Annotated in this window: 15 protein-coding genes; 11 read left to right on the top strand and 4 right to left on the bottom strand. The window is 65.5% G+C overall.

What is annotated here, in order from left to right; all coding sequences use genetic code 11:
• Positions 1 to 89 precede the first annotated feature (89 nt).
• Both xdhC and guaD read left to right on the top strand, forming a co-directional pair.
• Entirely contained in the window at positions 90 to 941 is an 852-nt protein-coding gene (gene xdhC / locus IB255_RS25570) for a xanthine dehydrogenase accessory protein XdhC (RefSeq protein ID WP_081518579.1), read from the top strand.
• Between the two features lie 83 nt (positions 942 to 1,024).
• Positions 1,025 to 2,329 (top strand): guanine deaminase, encoded by a 1,305-nt coding sequence (gene guaD, locus IB255_RS25565; RefSeq protein ID WP_081518580.1) that lies wholly within the window; start codon positions 1,025 to 1,027, stop codon positions 2,327 to 2,329.
• 155 nt (positions 2,330 to 2,484) lie between these two features.
• On the opposite strand, the gene IB255_RS25560 is transcribed toward guaD, so the two are convergent.
• Complete coding sequence (locus IB255_RS25560; RefSeq protein ID WP_081518581.1) at positions 2,485 to 2,907, bottom strand: universal stress protein; 423 nt, start codon at positions 2,905 to 2,907, stop codon at positions 2,485 to 2,487.
• A 164-nt stretch (positions 2,908 to 3,071) separates the two neighbouring features.
• Between IB255_RS25560 and IB255_RS25555 the strand changes: the two genes are divergently transcribed.
• The 4 genes from IB255_RS25555 (at position 3,072) to IB255_RS25540 (ending at position 8,272) form a co-directional block, all read left to right on the top strand.
• The gene (locus IB255_RS25555; protein ID WP_081518582.1) at positions 3,072 to 3,995 is read left to right on the top strand and encodes a LysR family transcriptional regulator; all 924 of its coding nucleotides are present in this window, start codon (positions 3,072 to 3,074) and stop codon (positions 3,993 to 3,995) included.
• 163 nt (positions 3,996 to 4,158) lie between these two features.
• The gene (locus IB255_RS25550) at positions 4,159 to 5,739 is read left to right on the top strand and encodes an MFS transporter (RefSeq protein WP_081518583.1); all 1,581 of its coding nucleotides are present in this window, start codon (positions 4,159 to 4,161) and stop codon (positions 5,737 to 5,739) included.
• Between the two features lie 11 nt (positions 5,740 to 5,750).
• Positions 5,751 to 6,818, top strand: coding sequence for an HlyD family secretion protein (locus tag IB255_RS25545; RefSeq protein ID WP_081518584.1), 1,068 nt, complete (start codon positions 5,751 to 5,753; stop codon positions 6,816 to 6,818).
• A gap of 5 nt (positions 6,819 to 6,823) precedes the next feature.
• The gene (locus IB255_RS25540; RefSeq protein WP_081518714.1) at positions 6,824 to 8,272 is read left to right on the top strand and encodes an efflux transporter outer membrane subunit; all 1,449 of its coding nucleotides are present in this window, start codon (positions 6,824 to 6,826) and stop codon (positions 8,270 to 8,272) included.
• 101 nt (positions 8,273 to 8,373) lie between these two features.
• Here the strand turns inward: IB255_RS25540 and IB255_RS25535 are convergent, their stop codons facing one another.
• Complete coding sequence (locus IB255_RS25535; RefSeq protein WP_017517526.1) at positions 8,374 to 9,150, bottom strand: GntR family transcriptional regulator; 777 nt, start codon at positions 9,148 to 9,150, stop codon at positions 8,374 to 8,376.
• Positions 9,151 to 9,545: 395 nt separating this feature from the next.
• Between IB255_RS25535 and IB255_RS25530 the strand changes: the two genes are divergently transcribed.
• On the top strand, positions 9,546 to 10,892 hold the full coding sequence (locus IB255_RS25530) for an NCS2 family permease (protein WP_151187671.1): 1,347 nt from the start codon (positions 9,546 to 9,548) through the stop codon (positions 10,890 to 10,892).
• Positions 10,893 to 10,999: 107 nt separating this feature from the next.
• Here the strand turns inward: IB255_RS25530 and IB255_RS25525 are convergent, their stop codons facing one another.
• Complete coding sequence (locus IB255_RS25525; protein WP_081518586.1) at positions 11,000 to 12,796, bottom strand: ATP-binding protein; 1,797 nt, start codon at positions 12,794 to 12,796, stop codon at positions 11,000 to 11,002.
• A 167-nt stretch (positions 12,797 to 12,963) separates the two neighbouring features.
• Entirely contained in the window at positions 12,964 to 13,317 is a 354-nt protein-coding gene (gene uraH / locus IB255_RS25520; protein WP_081518587.1) for a hydroxyisourate hydrolase, read from the bottom strand.
• A gap of 409 nt (positions 13,318 to 13,726) precedes the next feature.
• Here uraH and puuE point away from each other — a divergent pair, with 409 nt between their 5' ends.
• From puuE to IB255_RS25500, 4 genes are all read left to right on the top strand, one after another.
• Entirely contained in the window at positions 13,727 to 14,662 is a 936-nt protein-coding gene (puuE, locus tag IB255_RS25515) for an allantoinase PuuE (protein ID WP_081518588.1), read from the top strand.
• Complete coding sequence (gene uraD / locus IB255_RS25510; protein WP_081518589.1) at positions 14,659 to 15,174, top strand: 2-oxo-4-hydroxy-4-carboxy-5-ureidoimidazoline decarboxylase; 516 nt, start codon at positions 14,659 to 14,661, stop codon at positions 15,172 to 15,174. The genes puuE and uraD overlap by 4 nt, the downstream gene beginning before the upstream one ends.
• Before the next feature lie 67 nt (positions 15,175 to 15,241).
• Entirely contained in the window at positions 15,242 to 15,748 is a 507-nt protein-coding gene (locus tag IB255_RS25505; RefSeq protein ID WP_017517520.1) for an ureidoglycolate lyase, read from the top strand.
• Positions 15,749 to 15,801: 53 nt separating this feature from the next.
• Positions 15,802 to 17,136, top strand: a complete 1,335-nt coding sequence (locus tag IB255_RS25500) for a urate hydroxylase PuuD (RefSeq protein WP_081518590.1) — start codon at positions 15,802 to 15,804, stop codon at positions 17,134 to 17,136.
• Positions 17,137 to 17,157: the final 21 nt, after the last annotated feature.

Here is a 17,157-nt window from a genome sequence, read left to right as displayed (position 1 = left end):
TCCTCCGCCCTGCCAGCGGCGCCCCACCCTTACAAGTAACCGTGGAACGCATCGCGCGCCCCACGTCTACATCCTTGAGGTTCGCAACGATGAACTGGATCAGTGCCCTCGCCGACCTGCAACAGCGCGCCGAAGCCAGCGTGCTGGTGACCATCATCGAAGAGCGCGGCTCGACCCCGCGCAACGCCGGTTCGAAGATGGTCGTCAGCGCCGACCAGGCCTACGACACCATCGGCGGCGGCCACCTCGAATTCAAGGCCATGCAGATCGCCCGTGACATGCTGCTGGCCCGCGAGCGCGAGCCAAAGCTTGAGCGCTTCAGCCTCGGCGCCAGCCTCGGCCAGTGCTGCGGCGGCGCCACCGTGCTGCTGTTCGAACCCATGGGCCAGCCCCAGGCGCACATCGCCGTGTTCGGCGCCGGCCACGTCGGCCGCGCGCTGGTACCGCTGCTCGCCAGCCTGCCGTGCAAGGTGCGCTGGATCGACTCGCGGGAGGCCGAGTTCCCCGGCTACATCCCCGAGGGCGTGACCCGCGTGATCAACGAGGAAGTGATCGACGAGATCGACGAGATGCCCGCCGGCAGCTACTTCATCGTCATGACCCACAACCACGCGCTGGACCTGGAGCTGACCGCGAAGATCCTCGAGCGCAACGACTTCACCTACTTCGGCCTGATCGGCTCCGACACCAAGCGCGCCAAGTTCGAGCACCGCCTGCGCGACCGCGGTTTCGCCGCCGACACCGTGCAGCGCATGCGTTGCCCCATGGGCATCAGCGAGGTGAAGGGCAAGCTCCCGGTGGAGATCGCCGTGTCCATCGCCGGCGAGGTGATCGCCACCTACAACGCCACCTTCGGTCAGGAGACCGGCAAGGGCGAGAACACCGTGGCCAAACTGTTACCCACGAGCCGCCGCGCCCGCACCGCCGAAAGCGGCGCCTGAAATTTCCGTAGCATGGGCGCATGCCCATCCCGCCCCGGCGCCTGCGCGCGCCCCGGCCCCGAAACACGACTGAAGAGAGATCGATGAGCACTCAAGCCAAAGCCTACCGCGCCAGCATCCTGCACAGCGTCGCCGACCCGGCCGAAGTCGGCATGGAGAAGTCCTACCAGTACTTCGAGGACGGCATCCTGCTGGTGGAAGACGGCAAGGTCGCCCGCCTCGGCCACGCTGCCGACCTGCTGCCGCAACTGGCTGGCGTCGAAGTGGTGGAATACCGCGACGCGCTGATCACCCCCGGCTTCATCGACACCCACATCCACTACCCGCAGACCGGCATGATCGCCTCCTACGGCGAGCAACTGCTGGACTGGCTGAACACCTACACCTTCCCCACGGAAAAGCAGTTCGCCGACCCGGCCCACGCCGCCGATGTCGCCGGCATCTTCCTCAAGGAACTGCTGCGCGCCGGCACCACCACCGCGCTGGTGTTCGGCACCGTGCACCCGCAGTCGGTGGACGCGCTGTTCGGCGCTGCGCAGAAGCTCGACCTGCGCCTGATCGCCGGCAAGGTGATGATGGACCGCAACGCGCCGGATTACCTGACCGACACCGCCGAAAGCAGCTACACCGACAGCAAGGCGCTGATCGAGCGCTGGCACGGCAAGGGCCGCCTGCTCTACGCAGTGACCCCGCGCTTCGCCCCTACCAGCACCCCGGAACAGCTGGACGCCGCTGGCCGCCTGCTCAAGGAGCACCCGGGCGTCTATATGCACACGCACCTGTCGGAAAACCTCAAGGAAATCGAGTGGGTCAAGGAACTGTTCCCGGAGCGCAAGGGCTACCTGGATGTCTATGACCACCACGGCCTGCTGGGCCCGCGCTCGGTGTTCGCCCACGGCGTGCACCTGTGCGACGGCGAGTGCCAGCGCCTGTCCGAAACCGGCTCGGCTGTGGCCTTCTGCCCGACCTCCAACCTGTTCCTGGGTAGCGGCCTGTTCGACCTGGCCAAGCTTGAGAAGCACAAGGTCAAGGTCGGCCTGGGCACCGATGTCGGTGCCGGCACCAGCTTCTCCCAGCTGCAGTCGCTGAACGAGGCCTACAAGGTGATGCAGCTGCAGGGCATCAAGCTCGACCCGTTCAAGTCGCTGTACCTGGCCACCCTTGGCGGCGCCCGCGCGCTGGAGCTGGAGGACAAGGTCGGCAGCTTTGCCCAGGGCAACGAGGCCGACTTCGTGGTCCTCGACTACAAGGCCACCCCGCTGCTGGACTACCGCCTGCAGCAGGCGAAAACCCTGGAGGAAAAACTCTTCGCACTGGTCATCCTCGGCGACGACCGTACCGTGAAGGAAACCTTCGCGCACGGCCGCAACGTGCATCGCCGCGGCTGACCCCTTACGGCTTCGGCGCCGGGTCCTCGCTCAGGACCAACCCGGCGCCGGGGCCGCTTTTCTTTCCGGCACCTTTGCGCGGCAACCCCGCTCCTACAAGGAGCCTCGGCGTTAGCCGGCAATATCGGAATCCGGCACGGAGCCAACAGGCGCTCCTACTCCCGCACCTCGACCAGCACCGGACATGGCGCCCGCTCGATCACCCGCTGCCCCACCGAGGGGTCCAGCAGCCGTTCGATACGCCCCAGGTGTCGGTGGCCGATCACGATCAGGTCGCACGCCAACCGTTCCGCCTCGCGCAGGATCGCCCGCACCGGATCACCTGCCACCACAGCGCCCGAAGCATCGCCGGACTGCAACTGCGCCACCGCCTCGTCCACCAGCGTCTGTGCCTCGTGCTGTTCCTGTTCGGCCGGCGGGTACTCCAGGGCGTCCTCTCGCGGCATGGCAAAGGCGCGATCCACGGCGCAGACCACATGCACCTGGGCCCCGTTGCAGCGCGCCAGCTCGCCGGCGGTCGCGATGATGCGTGGCGACTGCGCCGCGCCGTCGATAGCCAGCAGAATCCGTTTGAACATGCCTTTCTCCTTCGTGAAACGAAATCCGCCGCCATTCTTCGGGCCACAGCGCGGAGCGTAAAGGCACGCAAAACGTAATGGACCATTGCATGAAACGCACGCTTGCCCATCGGGCCCGTCGCAATGGAACATGAATGACACCGCGCCAACCCTCCGGAGTCGCCATGGCCTTGCCCGATCTCAACCTGCTGGTCGCCCTCAATATCCTGCTGGAAGAAGGCAGCGTGGTCGGCGCCGCGCGGCGCATGCACCTCAGCCCGCCAGCAATGAGCCGCACCCTGTCGCGCATCCGCGAGGCGGTGGGCGACCCGATCATGGTTCGCGCCGGGCGCAACCTGGTGCCGACGCCCCGTGCGCTGCAACTGCGCGAGGAAGTCAGCGACCTGGTGGAACACGCCATGCGCCTGTTCAACGCCAAGGAAAACCTGCGTATGGACCAGCTCGAACGCTGCTTCGTGCTGCGCTCCAACAACGTGCTGGTGGGCGGTTTCGCCTCGCGCATGCTGGCGGTGATGAAGGAAGAAGCGCCGCGCTGCAGCCTGCGCATCGCCCCGGAGGCCGACTTCGACGACGAAGCCCTGCGGCAGAACCGCATCGACCTGTACATCGGCGGCGCTTCCACGCTGGAACCGGAAATCCGCACGCAGACCCTGTTCACCACCAATTTCGTCGGCCTGGCGCGGCGCGACCATCCGATCTTCGCCGACGAGATCACCGCCGAGCGCTTCGCCTCGTTTCCTCAGATCAGTGTGTCGCGGCGCGGCAAATCCCGCGGGCCGATCGACGAGGAACTCGCCAACTTGGGCCTGCAGCGGGAAATCCGCCTCACCGCGCCGACCTTTCACTCTTCGATCTTCGCGCTGCTGGAGTCCGACCTGGTGCTGCCCATTCCGGAGCACTCGCTATGGCGCCTGGACCGCCTGGGCTTCGCCCTGCGCCAGTTCGACATTCCGCTGCCGCTCAAATCGGTGGTGATCATCCAGGCCTGGCACCCGCGCTTCGACAATGACCCGGCGCACAGTTGGTTGCGGCAAACGGTGAAGCGCGTCTGCATCGAATTGCGCGAGAGCTCCGGTCTGCTGAGCTGAATGCGCATAAAGTGCACTGAACGCACTAATTAGCTGCAATCATTTCAATTTCCACAGCTATCACCCTTCCCTAGACTCGGTCGCAAATACCCGAGTTGATTCCTATGCCTTGCACATCACCGCCCAAGGGCGGCGGCATCGGCCATCCCCATGGAGGCCGGCCATGACCGCGCTCGCCCCGATTTCCGCCGCCAGCCCACAACCAGCGAAGCCTGCCGCACCGGTTGCCCAGCCATTCGGCCTGCGCATCGTGGTCGGCATGATCGGCGTACTGATCGCCTCCCTCAGCGCCGGCCTCAACGAAAAAGTCACCGACCTGGCCATGACCGACGTGCGTGGCGCGCTGTCCATCGGCCACGACGAAGGCACTTGGCTGATCGCCCTGTACTCGGCGGCGCAGGTCGCCGCCATGGCCTTCGCGCCCTGGTTCTCGGTCACCGTGTCGCTGCGCCGCTTCACCCTAGGCGCCATCGCCTGCTTCGCCCTGCTCGCGTTGCTCTGCCCCTTCGCGCCGAATGTCGAGACGCTCTACCTGCTGCGCCTGCTGCAGGGCTTCGCCGGCGGTTGCATGCCGCCGATGCTGATGACCGTGGCACTGCGCTTCCTGCCTCCTGGGATCAAGCTCTACGGCCTGGGCGCCTACGCGCTGACCGCGACCTTTGCGCCGAACCTCGGCATGCCGCTGGCGGCGCTGTGGACCGAGTTCGTCGGCTGGCAGTGGGTGTTCTGGCAGGTCATCCCGCTCTGCGCAGTGGCGCTGGCCGCCGTCGCCTGGGGCATCCCCCAGGACCCGCTGCGCCTGGAGCGCCTGAAGCAGTTCGATTACCTCGGCCTCGCCCTCGGCCTGCCGGGCATCCTGATGCTGGTGATGGGCCTGCTACAGGGCGAGCGCCTGGACTGGTTCGAATCCGACCTGGTCACCCTGCTGGTGATCGGCGGTGCCGGGCTGCTGGTGGCCTTTTTCATCAACGAATGGACGCACCCGCTGCCCTTCTTCCGCCTGGACATCCTCAAGCGGCGCAACTTCACCCACTCGCTGATCACCCTGGCCGGCGTGCTGGTGGTTCTCGGCGCGTGCGCTGGCGTGCCGGCGTCCTACCTCGCCTCCGCCCACGGCTATCGCCCGCTGCAATCGGCGCCCATGGCGCTGCTGGTGGCGCTGCCGCAGCTGATCTCGCTGCCGCTGGTGGCCGCGCTGTGCAACATCCCGCGGGTGGACTGCCGCTGGGTGCTCGCCATCGGCATCAGCCTGTGCGGGCTGTCGGCCTTCGGCATGAGCCAGCTGACCAGCGAGTGGACGCGGGAGAATTTCTACTGGCTGCTGGCGCTGCAGATCATCGGCCAGCCGATGGCCATCGTGCCGCTGCTGATGTCCGCCACCAGCGTCGTCGCGCCCATCGAAGGGCCCTTCGCCTCGGCCTGGTTCAACAGCGTGCGCGGCTTCTCGGCGGTGCTTGGCAGCGCCGTGGTGTCGATCCTGATGACCTGGCGCGAGCACTACCACTCCAACCGCCTGGTCGACCATCTGGGCAATGCCTCGCAAGCCCTCGGCCTGCGCCTGGAACAACTGGGTGGCGCTGAGAACATAGGCCGCCTGGCCGGCCAGGTGCGCGGCCAGGCCGGCGTGCTCGCCGCCTCCGACACGCTGCTGGCGATGTCCTGGCTGGCCGCCGCCCTGCTCGTCCTGATTCCCCTGATGCCGCTGCGGGTCTACCCGCCGCGCCCTGTCATTCCTAATCAATGAAAGGTCTGCCCATGTCGCAACTGAGCTCCCGTCGCGGCAGTCTGGCCCTGGTTGCCGTGCTGCTTCTCGCCCTCGTCGTCTACCTGCTGCTGCGCCTGCTGGGTCCCAGCCGCGAGCAGAGCACCGACGACGCTTACATCCATGCCGACTTCACCCTGGTCGCGCCGAAAGTCGCCGGCTTCATCGAGCAAGTGCTGGTGGAAGACAACCAGTCGGTGAAGGCCGGGCAGGTCCTGGCACGCATCGATGCACGCGACTACCGCGCCGCGCTGGAAGCCGCCGAGGCCGACGTGCTGGCCGCCGAGGCGCGTCATCACCACGTCGCCGCCGACCTCGAACGCCAGCAGGCGGTGATCGCCCAGAGCGCCGCCCAGGTGCAGGCTGATCAGGCCGCACTGACCTTTGCCGCGCAGGAACTGAACCGCTACCAGCACCTCGCGACCCAGGGCGCCGGCACGCTGCAGAATGCCCAGCAGGCACGCTCGCGCGTCGACTCGGCGAAGGCCGTGCTGGACAAGGACAAGGCTGCCGCCCTCGCCGCCCGCAAGCAGCTCGACGTGCTGCTCGCTCAGCAGGCCGAGGCCCTCGGCGCACTGAAGCGTGGCCAGGCGCAACTGCAGCAGGCGCAGCTCAACCTGTCGTACACCGAGATCCGCGCGCCCTTCGACGGCATGGTCGGCCGCCGCGCCGTGCGCGTCGGCGCCTACACCACGCCGGGCAATGCGCTGCTTGCGGTGGTGCCGCTGCAGAACGCCTACGTGGTCGGCAACTTCCAGGAAACCCAGCTGACCGAAGTGCAGCCCGGACAGCGTGTCGAGATCAGCATCGACACCTTCCCCGGCGAGAAGCTGCGCGGCCACGTCGACAGCATCGCCCCGGCCACCGGCCTGAGCTTTGCGCCCATCGCCCCGGACAACGCCACCGGCAACTTCACCAAGATCGTCCAGCGCATCCCGGTGAAGATCGTCCTCGACGCCGACCAGCCACTGCGCGACCGGCTGCGCGTGGGCATGTCGGTGATCGCGCGCATCGACACCGGCAAGCACACCAAGGCCGAGCAGAAGGTAGCCGTGCAATGACCGCCATGCGCACGTCCCCGCTCCTGGTGTTAGGGAGCATCGCCCTGCTCGCGCTCGGCGCCTGCAGCGTCGGCCCGGACTTCCAGCGCCCGGACGATGCCGACGCGGTGGACTGGTCCTCCCGGCGCGGCGACGCACCGAGCCAGACTCTCGATGCGCCGCTGGAAGCGCAGTGGTGGACGCTGCTGGGCGACCCGCAGCTCAACGACCTGCAACGCCGCGTGGCGGAAGCCAACCTCGACCTGCGCGAAGCCGATGCGCGCCTGCAGCAGAGCCGGGCGATCCGCCAGGCACTGGGCGGCGATGCCATGCCCAACGTCGGCGCGGACCTGGGCTACCAGCGCAAGCGCAACAGCGAGGTCGGCCTGAGCGACCCGTCCGGCAAAGCCGGCAAGGACAACTTCAACCAACTCGACGGTGGCTTCGACCTGTCCTGGGAGCTGGACTTCTGGGGCCGTGTGCGCCACGAGCTGGAAGCCGCCGACGCCAACGTCCAGGCCACCGAGGAAAGCCGTCGCGACGTGCTGGTCTCGGTGCTTGCCGAGACCGCACGCAACTACCTGCAACTGCGCGCCGAACAGGACCTGGAAGCGATCATCCGCGGCAACCTGGAGATTGCCCAGCGCAGCCTGGAGCTGACCCGCCTGCGCCGCGCCGATGGCGTCGCCACCGAACTCGACGTGGCAGAAGCGTTGACCCAGGTCTCCAGCATCGAAGCGCGCCTGCCCGATAGCCAGAAGCGCCAGGCGCGGCTGATCAACGCCCTGGGCTACCTGCTCGGCGAAGCGCCCGGTGCGCTACAGGCGGAACTCGCCCAGGCCAAACCGGTGCCACAACCGCCGCGTGGAGTACCGGTCGGCCTGCCGTCGGAACTGGCCCAGCGCCGCCCGGACATCCGCCGCGCCGAAGCCGCGCTGCATGCCGCCACCGCCAGCATCGGCGTGGCCAAGGCGGACTTCTACCCGCGCATCAGCCTCAACGGCAGCTTCGGCTTCCAGGCGCTGCAACTGTCGAATTTCGGCGACTGGAACAGCCGCACCTTCGGCATCGGCCCGAGCCTGTCGCTGCCGGTCTTCGAGGGCGGTCGCCTGAAGGGCATGCTCGCCCTGCGCGAGGCGCAGCAGCAGGAATCGGCCATCGCCTACCGCCGCACCGTGCTCAACGCCTGGCGGGAAGTGGACGACGCACTGACCGACTACGCCGCCGACCAGCGTCGCCTGGCGAGCCTGGATACGGCCGCCGAGCATGGCCGCACCGCACTGACCAATGCCCGTGAGCAATACAAGGCCGGCGCGGTGGACTTCCTCAACGTGCTCAACGCCCAGCGCGAACTGCTGGCCACCGAGGAACAACAGGTGCGCAGCCGCGAAGCGGTGGCGACCACCCTGGTGCTGCTCTACAAGTCCCTCGGCGGTGGCTGGCAGCAGTCGGAGGAAAGCGCGCGGAATCTGTAGGAGCGGGCATGCCCGCGATTGCGCCCATCGGGCGTTCCTGCGGGGAGCCCCCAGGAAACGAAAAAGCCCCGCATCTGCGGGGCTTTTTTCTGGCTCGGTGATCAGGCCGCCGAGTCGGCGTCGGCCTTGCTGCGGCGCGGCTTCTTCTTGCCGGCCAGCAGGTGCGAGAACACCGCGTGCAGGTCGCCGGAGGCGCCGTCCACGTCCAGGTTCAGCTTGTCGTCGATGTGCGCCATGTGGTGCATCATCAGGGTCACGGCCTTTTCCTTGTCGCCCTTCTCGATGGCGTCGAGGATCTCGTTGTGCTCGTCGAACGAGCAGTGCGAGCGGCCGCCGCTTTCGTACTGGGCGATGATCAGCGAGGTCTGCGACACCAGGCTGCGCTGGAAGACCACCAGCGGGGCATTCTTCGCCATCTCGGCGAGCTTCAGGTGGAATTCGCCGGAGAGGCGGATGCCGGCGCCGCGGTCGCCGCGGGCAAAGCTGGATTGCTCCTGCTTAACCATGTCGCGCAGCTCGGCGAGGGTGTCGCTGCTGGCGTTGTCCACGGCCAGCTCGGTGATCGCGCGCTCGACGGTGCGGCGGGCGAAGAGGATCTGCCGGGCTTCATCGATACTCGGGCTGGCCACCACCGCGCCACGGTTCGGACGCAGCAGCACGACCTGTTCGTGGGCCAGGCGCGACAGGGCGCGACGGATGATGGTGCGGCTGACGCCGAAGATTTCACCGAGGGCCTCTTCGCTCAGCTTGGTGCCGGGCGCCAGGCGCTGTTCGAGGATGGCGTCGAAGATGTGCGCGTAGACGATCTCGTCCTGAGTGCCGCTGCGCGCCTTGCCATTGCGCGGCTGCTTCCTGATCTGTTGCAACTGGTCGGTCATCGGAGTCGAACCCTGCTCAGCCGGGTTGAACCGGCGCGAAATCCGTGGGGGCATGAGTGGAGCTGGCCGCGGGCCAGGCATGGGGCACAGTGTACACAAAGTGGCCACTATCGTGCAGCCGTCACGAGCGACTCCCCATCAACCCCAAGGCCGCGCGGCACAGGAGCCTGGCGAAGGTCAGCGTGCGACCATTCCGACGCTTTGCTTGTAAAAATCTTTCAGCAAGACACTAAACATTATTTGAACTTTTTGTACACAACTGCATAATCGCGGCGTGACTTCCTGACCCAAAGGTCAACATTCACACCCTCACAACTCTTTCCGTTAGCGCAAGGGACGCAGGTGAACCAGCCGACGGCAAGGGACCAACAACAAGAGCGTTGAGGAGTACCGCTGTGGAAAGCACCAAACAAGAACAACAAGCCTTTGCAACCAGCCCGCCTGCTACCGGCCTGCTCGAACGCCTGTTCAAGCTCAGCCAGCACGGCACCACCGTGAAGACCGAACTCGCCGCAGGTCTCACGACCTTCATCACCATGGCGTACATCATCTTCGTCAACCCCAACATCATGGCCGACGCCGGCATCGACCACGGCGCCGCCTTCGTCGCGACTTGCCTTGCCGCGGCGCTCGGTTGCTTCCTGATGGGCCTGTACGCCAACTGGCCGGTGGGCCTGGCGCCGGGCATGGGCCTCAACGCCTTCTTCACCTACACCGTGGTCAAGACCATGAACTACAGCTGGGAGATCGCGCTGGGCGCGGTGTTCATCTCCGGCATCGCCTTCATGATCCTGACCTTCTCGCGCATCCGCGAATGGCTGCTCAACAGCATCCCGGTCAGCCTGCGCTTCGCCATGGGCGCCGGCGTCGGCCTGTTCCTCGGGCTGATCGGCCTGAAGACCGCCGGCATCGTGGTCGCCAGCCCCGCCACCCTGGTTCACCTGGGTGACCTGACCAGCCCCGGCCCGCTGCTCGCCGCGATCTGCTTCCTGATGATCGCCGTGCTGGAATACCGCCGTGTGTTCGGCGGCATCCTGATCAGCATCCTCACCGTCACCGTGGCCGGCATCGCGCTGGGCATCGTCCAGTTCGGCGGCGTGTTCTCCATGCCTCCGAGCCTGGCGCCGACCTTCATGGCGATGGACATTTCCGGCGCGTTCAACGTCACCATGATCAGCGTGATCCTGGCCTTCCTCTTCGTGCACATGTTCGATACCGCCGGCACCCTGATGGGCGTTGCCCAGCGTGCGCATCTGGTGCGTGAAGACGGTCGCATCGAGAACCTGTCGAAAGCCATGAAAGCCGACAGCACCTCCAGCGCCTTCGGCGCGGTGCTCGGCGTGCCGCCGGTGACCAGCTACGTGGAAAGCGCTGCGGGCGTCGCCGCCGGTGGCCGCACCGGCCTGACCGCCGTGGTGGTGGGCGTATTGTTCGTCGCCGCGATGTTCTTCGCCCCGCTGGCCGGCATGATCCCCGCCTACGCCACCGCCGGCGCGCTGATCTACGTCGCCATGCTGATGATGGGCGGCATGGCCCACATCGACTGGAACGAGCACACCGAGACCATCCCGGCCATCGTCACCGTGATCATGATGCCGCTGACCTTCTCGGTCGCCGACGGCATCGCGCTGGGCTTCGTGACCTACGTGGCGATGAAGGTCTTCACCGGCCGCCACAAGGACGTGACCATCAGCCTGTATGCGCTGTGCGCGATCTTCGTGGCCAAGTTCATCTTCCTCTGAGTCTCTGCTACGCACGATAAAAAAGGCCCCGGCGATTGCCGGGGCCTTTTTGTTTCGCCCTGCGGGGGACCGTGGGCCATCCCCGATCGGAGCGAGGCGGTATTGGCTCAGCCTTCCACAGCAGGCAACAGCAGCCTGATGCTGAACTCGGTGCCGACTCCAGGGCGGCTGCTCATGGTCAGCTCACCTCCCATCAGCTCGACCAGGCTGCGCGACAGGGCCAGCCCCAGGCCAGTACCACCACGGCGCACCCGCTCGCCCTTCAACGGCGTGGTAAAGGGCTCGAACAGGGTTTCCTGTTCTTCCAGCGGAATGCCCACGCCTGTGTCAATGACATCCAGCTGGACCTCCACCATGCCCTCCCCGCTACCGCGCGCGAGCAGCCGCAAAATGATGGCCCCATGATCGGTGAATTTCAGCGCATTGCTGAGCAGGTTGTTCAGCACCTGCCGCAGGCGCATCGGATCGCACCAGACCCGGGGCTGCAAGGCCAGACTGAAATCCGCATCCAGCGACAGTCCTTTCGCCATCGCCGGCTCAGCCAGCATATCCAACTGACGCTGCGCGAGTGCTTTCAGGTCCACCTCTTCCGGCGCCAGCTGGAGCCGCCCCAGGTCTGCGCGGCTGAGCAGGTTCAGGTCGTCCAGCATGTGCAGCATGTTCTCCGCCATGCTGCGCGCCACCTGTAACGGCTCGACGCGCCGCGCAGGATCATCCTGGTTCAGCGCCATGCCGATCATCGCCAGGATATTCTGCAGCGGCCCCTGCAACTCGCTGCCCATGCTCGCGAGGAACAACCCCTTGCCCCGACTGATGGTGCCAATCCGGGCGTTGGCATTGCGCAGTCCGCGAATCACATTGTCCTGGTGGGTGATATCGACGACACCGCTCAACACACCCAGCAGGGCGTCCTGCTCGTCCCGGTAGGGCCTCGCCCAGACGTGAATCACCTGACGATTCTGAGCTCCCTGGAATTCGACATCCCAGTCCAGGCTCTCACCCTTGCCGACCGCTGCCAGGAAGCGCTCCTGCAGCAGCCGTGCCTCGTCAGTGCTGGCGAATACGCCCAACTCCGACCAGGTGCTGCCGATAACCTCTTCGCGTGTTCTACCCAAGGCTTCCAGCGAAGCATCACTGCAGTACTGGATGCGACCGTCCAACCCGCGCAGGCTGATCGGATACGGAATGGATTCCATGAACTTGCGCAACAGGCCCAGCTCGCGATGCTGCGCCTCGTCCAGCTCGGGCATTGCGCTAACGGGTTCTTCCCTGGCACCGCCCTCCACCAATCCATGTCGGCGACCGATATCGATCAGCTCGACCAGAGACTTGGCGTGCAGCTTCTGCATCAGCCGCACCTTGTAGGTGCTCACGGTCTTGTCGCTGATGGCCAGCTGGTCGGCGATGGCGATGTTGCTCAAGCCTCGCGCCAGTAGCTGCAGGACGCTGAGTTCGCGGACCGACAGTCCCTTGATCAGTTCGCCATGCCCGGCCTCTTCTGCCGCGCTGACACTGCCCAGCGCGTGGCTGGGGAAATAACTGTGCCCCTGGGCGATGGCCCGCACCGCTTCGCGCACTGCCTGGGGGTTCTCCTGCTTGCTGACGAAGCCGGCGGCGCCGGCAGTCAGGCAGCGCCCGGCGAAGTACTCGGAGTCCTGTGAAGTGAGCACCAGCACCTTGACGGGGGATTCCTGTGCCACCAGGCGCTGCAGGACCTCCAGCCCACCCAGGCGTGGAATCGACAGTTCGAGGATCATCAGGTCCGGCTTGCATACCCGCACCTGGTGCAGTGCATCGGGCCCGTTGTCCGCCTCGCCGACGACCTCGTGCCGATCCGCTTCCATCATCAGCCGCAGCGCGTGACGGGTCACCGGTTGTTCATCGACGATCAGAATCCTGCTCATACCACTCCTTGAAACGGATTTTTCCCTCCTTTCTTCTAGCCCAAATGTGCCCTTTCCGCCTGTGATTCCTACGCATTTCTCTGAACGACAGGCAAAAAAAAGCCCGCAGTGTGGGCGGGCTGAGGAAGACTCCACGAAGAGTCCGGGGGAAGACCTACGGGCGGGGACTAGCTGCCGCGATAGGTGGAATAGCTGTAGGGGGAAATCAGCAGCGGCACATGGTAGTGGTCGCTTTCCGAGGCGATGCCAAAGCGCAGCACGACCTGGTCGAGGAATGCCGGCTGGGGTAGCTCGACGCCACGGGCGCGGTAATAGTCGCCAGCGTTGAACAGCAGCTGGTAAACGCCGGCGCGGAAGTCGTCGCCCTGCAGCAGCGGCTCGTCGCAGCGGCCATCGTCGTTGGTCACGCGGGTGGCGATCAGTTCCAGTTGCTGGCCTTCGACGCGGAACAGCTCGATCTTGATGCCATGGCCGGGGCAGCCGTGGGCGGAATCCAGTACGTGAGTGGTCAGGCGTCCCATGGGCTTAACGGTGTCCTGCGGCGGAGCCGGCCGACACCTTCCTCCTCTGTCTTGTTGATGCGAATGAGCGGGTCGCCATCGAAGCGGCCCGCGGGTGCGTTTGGTGAAGCGAATATACCCAGCGGCACAATTGATTGTATACAAAAAACTGATTCAATCCTGCAAAAAGCCCCTGCAGCGCCAACCGACACCCTGGTGCCAGACAGCTGGCAAACCCGCCTCAGCGCGCGCCAGAACAGGGCACACCCGGCATCTACGCCCTGTCGAACGCTGGCGAAAGCAATGAAACGACCGTTGCGCAGACTGTATTTACAGACCGCTCCACATTTTGTATACAATGCACCCATCAACGGCAGCGCACAGTCCACCGACCCGGCGCCGACCGCCAACCACAAGAAGGAACACTGCAGTGAGCGCTGACTACCCACGCGACCTGATCGGTTACGGCAACAACATCCCCCATCCGCACTGGCCGAACGATGCGCGCATCGCCCTGTCCTTCGTCCTCAACTATGAAGAAGGCGGCGAACGCAACATCCTCCATGGCGACGCCGAATCCGAAGCCTTCCTCTCCGAAATGGTTGCTGCCCAGCCGCTCAAGGGCGAGCGCAATATGTGCATGGAATCGCTGTACGAATACGGCAGCCGTGCTGGCGTGTGGCGCCTGCTCAAGCTGTTCCGCAAGTATGACCTGCCGCTGACCGTGTTCGCCGTGGCCATGGCCGCCCAGCGCCACCCCGAGGCGATCCGCCAGATGGTCGCCGACGGCCACGAGATCTGCAGCCACGGCTACCGCTGGATCGACTACCAGTACATGGACCCGGAGCAGGAGCGCGAGCACATGTTCGAGGCCGTGCGCATCCTCACCGAGCTGACCGGCCAGCGGCCGCAGGGCTGGTACACCGGCCGCCTGGGCCCGAATACCCGGCGCATCGTCCGCGAAGACGGCAACTTCCTCTACGACTCCGACACCTACGACGACGACCTGCCCTACTGGGACCCGGCGAGCACCGCCGAGAAGCCGCACCTGGTGATCCCCTACACCCTGGACACCAACGACATGCGCTTCACCCAGGTACAGGGCTTCAACAAGGGCGACGACTTCTTCGAGTACCTCAAGGACGCCTTCGACGTGCTCTACGCCGAGGGTGCCGAGGGCGCGCCGAAGATGCTCTCCATCGGCATGCACTGCCGCCTGCTGGGCCGTCCGGCGCGTATGGCCTCGCTGGAGCGTTTCATCCAGTACGTTAAGGGTCACGAGAAGGTGTGGATCACCCGTCGCGTCGACATCGCCAAGCACTGGCACGAGAACCACCCGTACAAAGCGCAGGAGAACCAGGCATGAGCCGCTTCCAGACCCTGACCCCGGCCAGCCTCGACCGCGCCGCCTTCGTCGCCACCTTCGCCGACATCTACGAGCACTCCCCGTGGGTCGCCGAGAAAGCCTATGACCTGGGCGTCGACGAAAGCCTGAACGACATCGAACTGCTGCAGCAGCGCATGGCCGACATCCTCCTGTCCGCCAGCCACGATGCCCAACTGGCGCTTATCAACGCGCACCCGGACCTCGCCGGCAAGGCCGCCGTACGTGGCGAACTGACCGCCTCGAGCACCGCCGAACAGGCCGGCGCCGGCATCCAGGACTGCACCGCCGAGGAGTTCGCCCGCTTCACCGAACTCAACGACGCCTACAAGGCCAAGTTCGGCTTCCCCTTCATCAAGGCGGTGAAGGGCAGCAACCGCCACCAGATCCTGGCCGCGTTCGAAGAGCGCATCCACAACACGCCGGAGCAGGAGTTCCAGACCGCCCTGGCGGAGATCAACAAGATCGCGATGTTCCGCCTGCAGCAGCTCTGAGCGAGCGGACCTTCACTCCCTGTCCCAGCGACGGGGCCAATGCGAACAACGAAAAAGAAGACCAGCCATGCGTACCCTGAAGATCGAGCCGTTGACCAAGGAAGCCTTCGCACCGTTCGGTGATGTCATCGAAACCGAAGGCAGTGACTTCTTCATGATCAACAACGGTTCCACCCGCCGTTATCACAAGCTCGCCACCGTCGAAACGGCGCAGCCCGATGACAAGGCGATCATCAGCATCTTCAGCGCCGAATCCCTGGAGATGCCCTTGCGCATCCGCATGCTGGAACGTCACCCGCAGGGCAGCCAGGCGTTCATTCCGCTGCTCGGCAACCCATTTCTGATCGTGGTCGCGCCAGTTGGCGATGTACCTGTATCGGGTCTCGTCCGCGCTTTCCTGTCCAACGGCAAGCAGGGCGTCAATTACCACCGCGGCGTCTGGCACCACCCGGTGCTGACGATCGAAAAGCGGGATGACTTCCTGGTGGTCGATCGCAGCGGTTCTGGCAACAACTGCGACGAGCATTTCTTCACCGAGGACGAACAGCTCCTCCTCGACCCCCAAGCGAACTAATAAGAGAGGCCCGCGCAGCGCGACGGCGATGCCCGGGCAAGAGGTAAAAAACTGTGGAAGCACATCTCATCGAATGGCTGAACCTGCTGGTCCGCTGGATCCACATGATCGTGGGTATCGCGTGGATCGGCGCCTCGTTCTACTTCGTCTGGCTGGAAAACAACCTCAACCGCGCCAACCCGCGCGAGGGGCTTTCCGGTGACCTATGGGCGATCCATGGTGGCGGCATCTACCACCTGGAGAAGTACAAGCTCGCCCCGCCGAAAATGCCGGACAATCTGCACTGGTTCAAATGGGAGGCCTACTCCACCTGGATGTCGGGTGTCTGCCTGCTGACCATCGTGTTCTACCTGAACCCGACCCTGTACCTGATCGCTCCGGGCAGCGACCTCGCTCCGGCCGCCGCCGTGGCCATCGGCATCGGCTCGCTGATCGCCGGCTGGTTCGTCTACAGCACCCTGTGCGACTCCCCGCTGGGCAAGAAACCCGCCCTGCTCGGCGCCATCCTGTTCGGCCTGCTGGTCCTCGCTGCCTACCTGCTCAGCCAGGTGTTCAGCGGTCGCGGTGCGTACCTGCACGTGGGCGCCATCATCGGCACCATCATGGTGGGCAACGTGTTCCGCGTGATCATGCCGGCCCAGCGCGCGCTGGTTAAGGCCATCGAGGAAGGCCGCGAGCCCGACCCGGTACTGCCGGCCAAAGGCCTGCTGCGTTCGCGCCACAACAACTACTTCACCCTGCCGGTGCTGTTCATCATGATCAGCAACCACTTCCCGAGCACTTACGGCAGCCACTACAACTGGCTGATCCTGACCTGCATCGCGGCGCTGGCAGTGATCGTGCGTCACTACTTCAACACCCGCCACAATGGCAACGGCATGGCCTGGGCCCTGCCCGCCGGCGCCGTCGGCATGATCGCCCTGGCCTTCGTCACCGGCCCGAACCTCCCCAGCAGCGATAACACTGCCAGCGCCCAGCCGGCGAAGGTGGAGTACCAGCCGCTGCCGGAAACCGCCATCGGCGGCAAGACCCCGGCCGAGCGCGCCAAGGACGAGGAAGCCGCCAAGGCTGCCGCTGCCCAGCAGGCCCAGGCCGCTCCAGCCCAGGCGTCCACTGCCGGCTCGACCGAAGGCTTCGACAAGGTTCACCACGTCATCCAGGAACGCTGCGCCGTGTGCCACTCGGCCAAGCCGACCAGCAACCTGTTCAGCACCGCGCCGGCTGGCGTGATGTTCGACACCCCGCAGCAGATCCAGCAGCTCGCCCCGCGCATCCAGGCGCAGGCCGTAGCCTCGCAGGTGATGCCGCTGGGCAACATCACCCAGATGACCCCGGAAGAGCGCAAGCTCGTCGGAGACTGGATCTCCAGGGGCGCCCAGGTTAATTGAGCCTGCGGCACGGCCAGAGAA

This window comes from Pseudomonas sp. PDM22, from assembly GCF_014851965.1.
Taxonomy (GTDB): Bacteria; Pseudomonadota; Gammaproteobacteria; order Pseudomonadales; family Pseudomonadaceae; genus Pseudomonas.
Note: the sequence above shows the minus strand (reverse complement) of the source record. Positions and strands in the feature narration are given on the sequence as shown.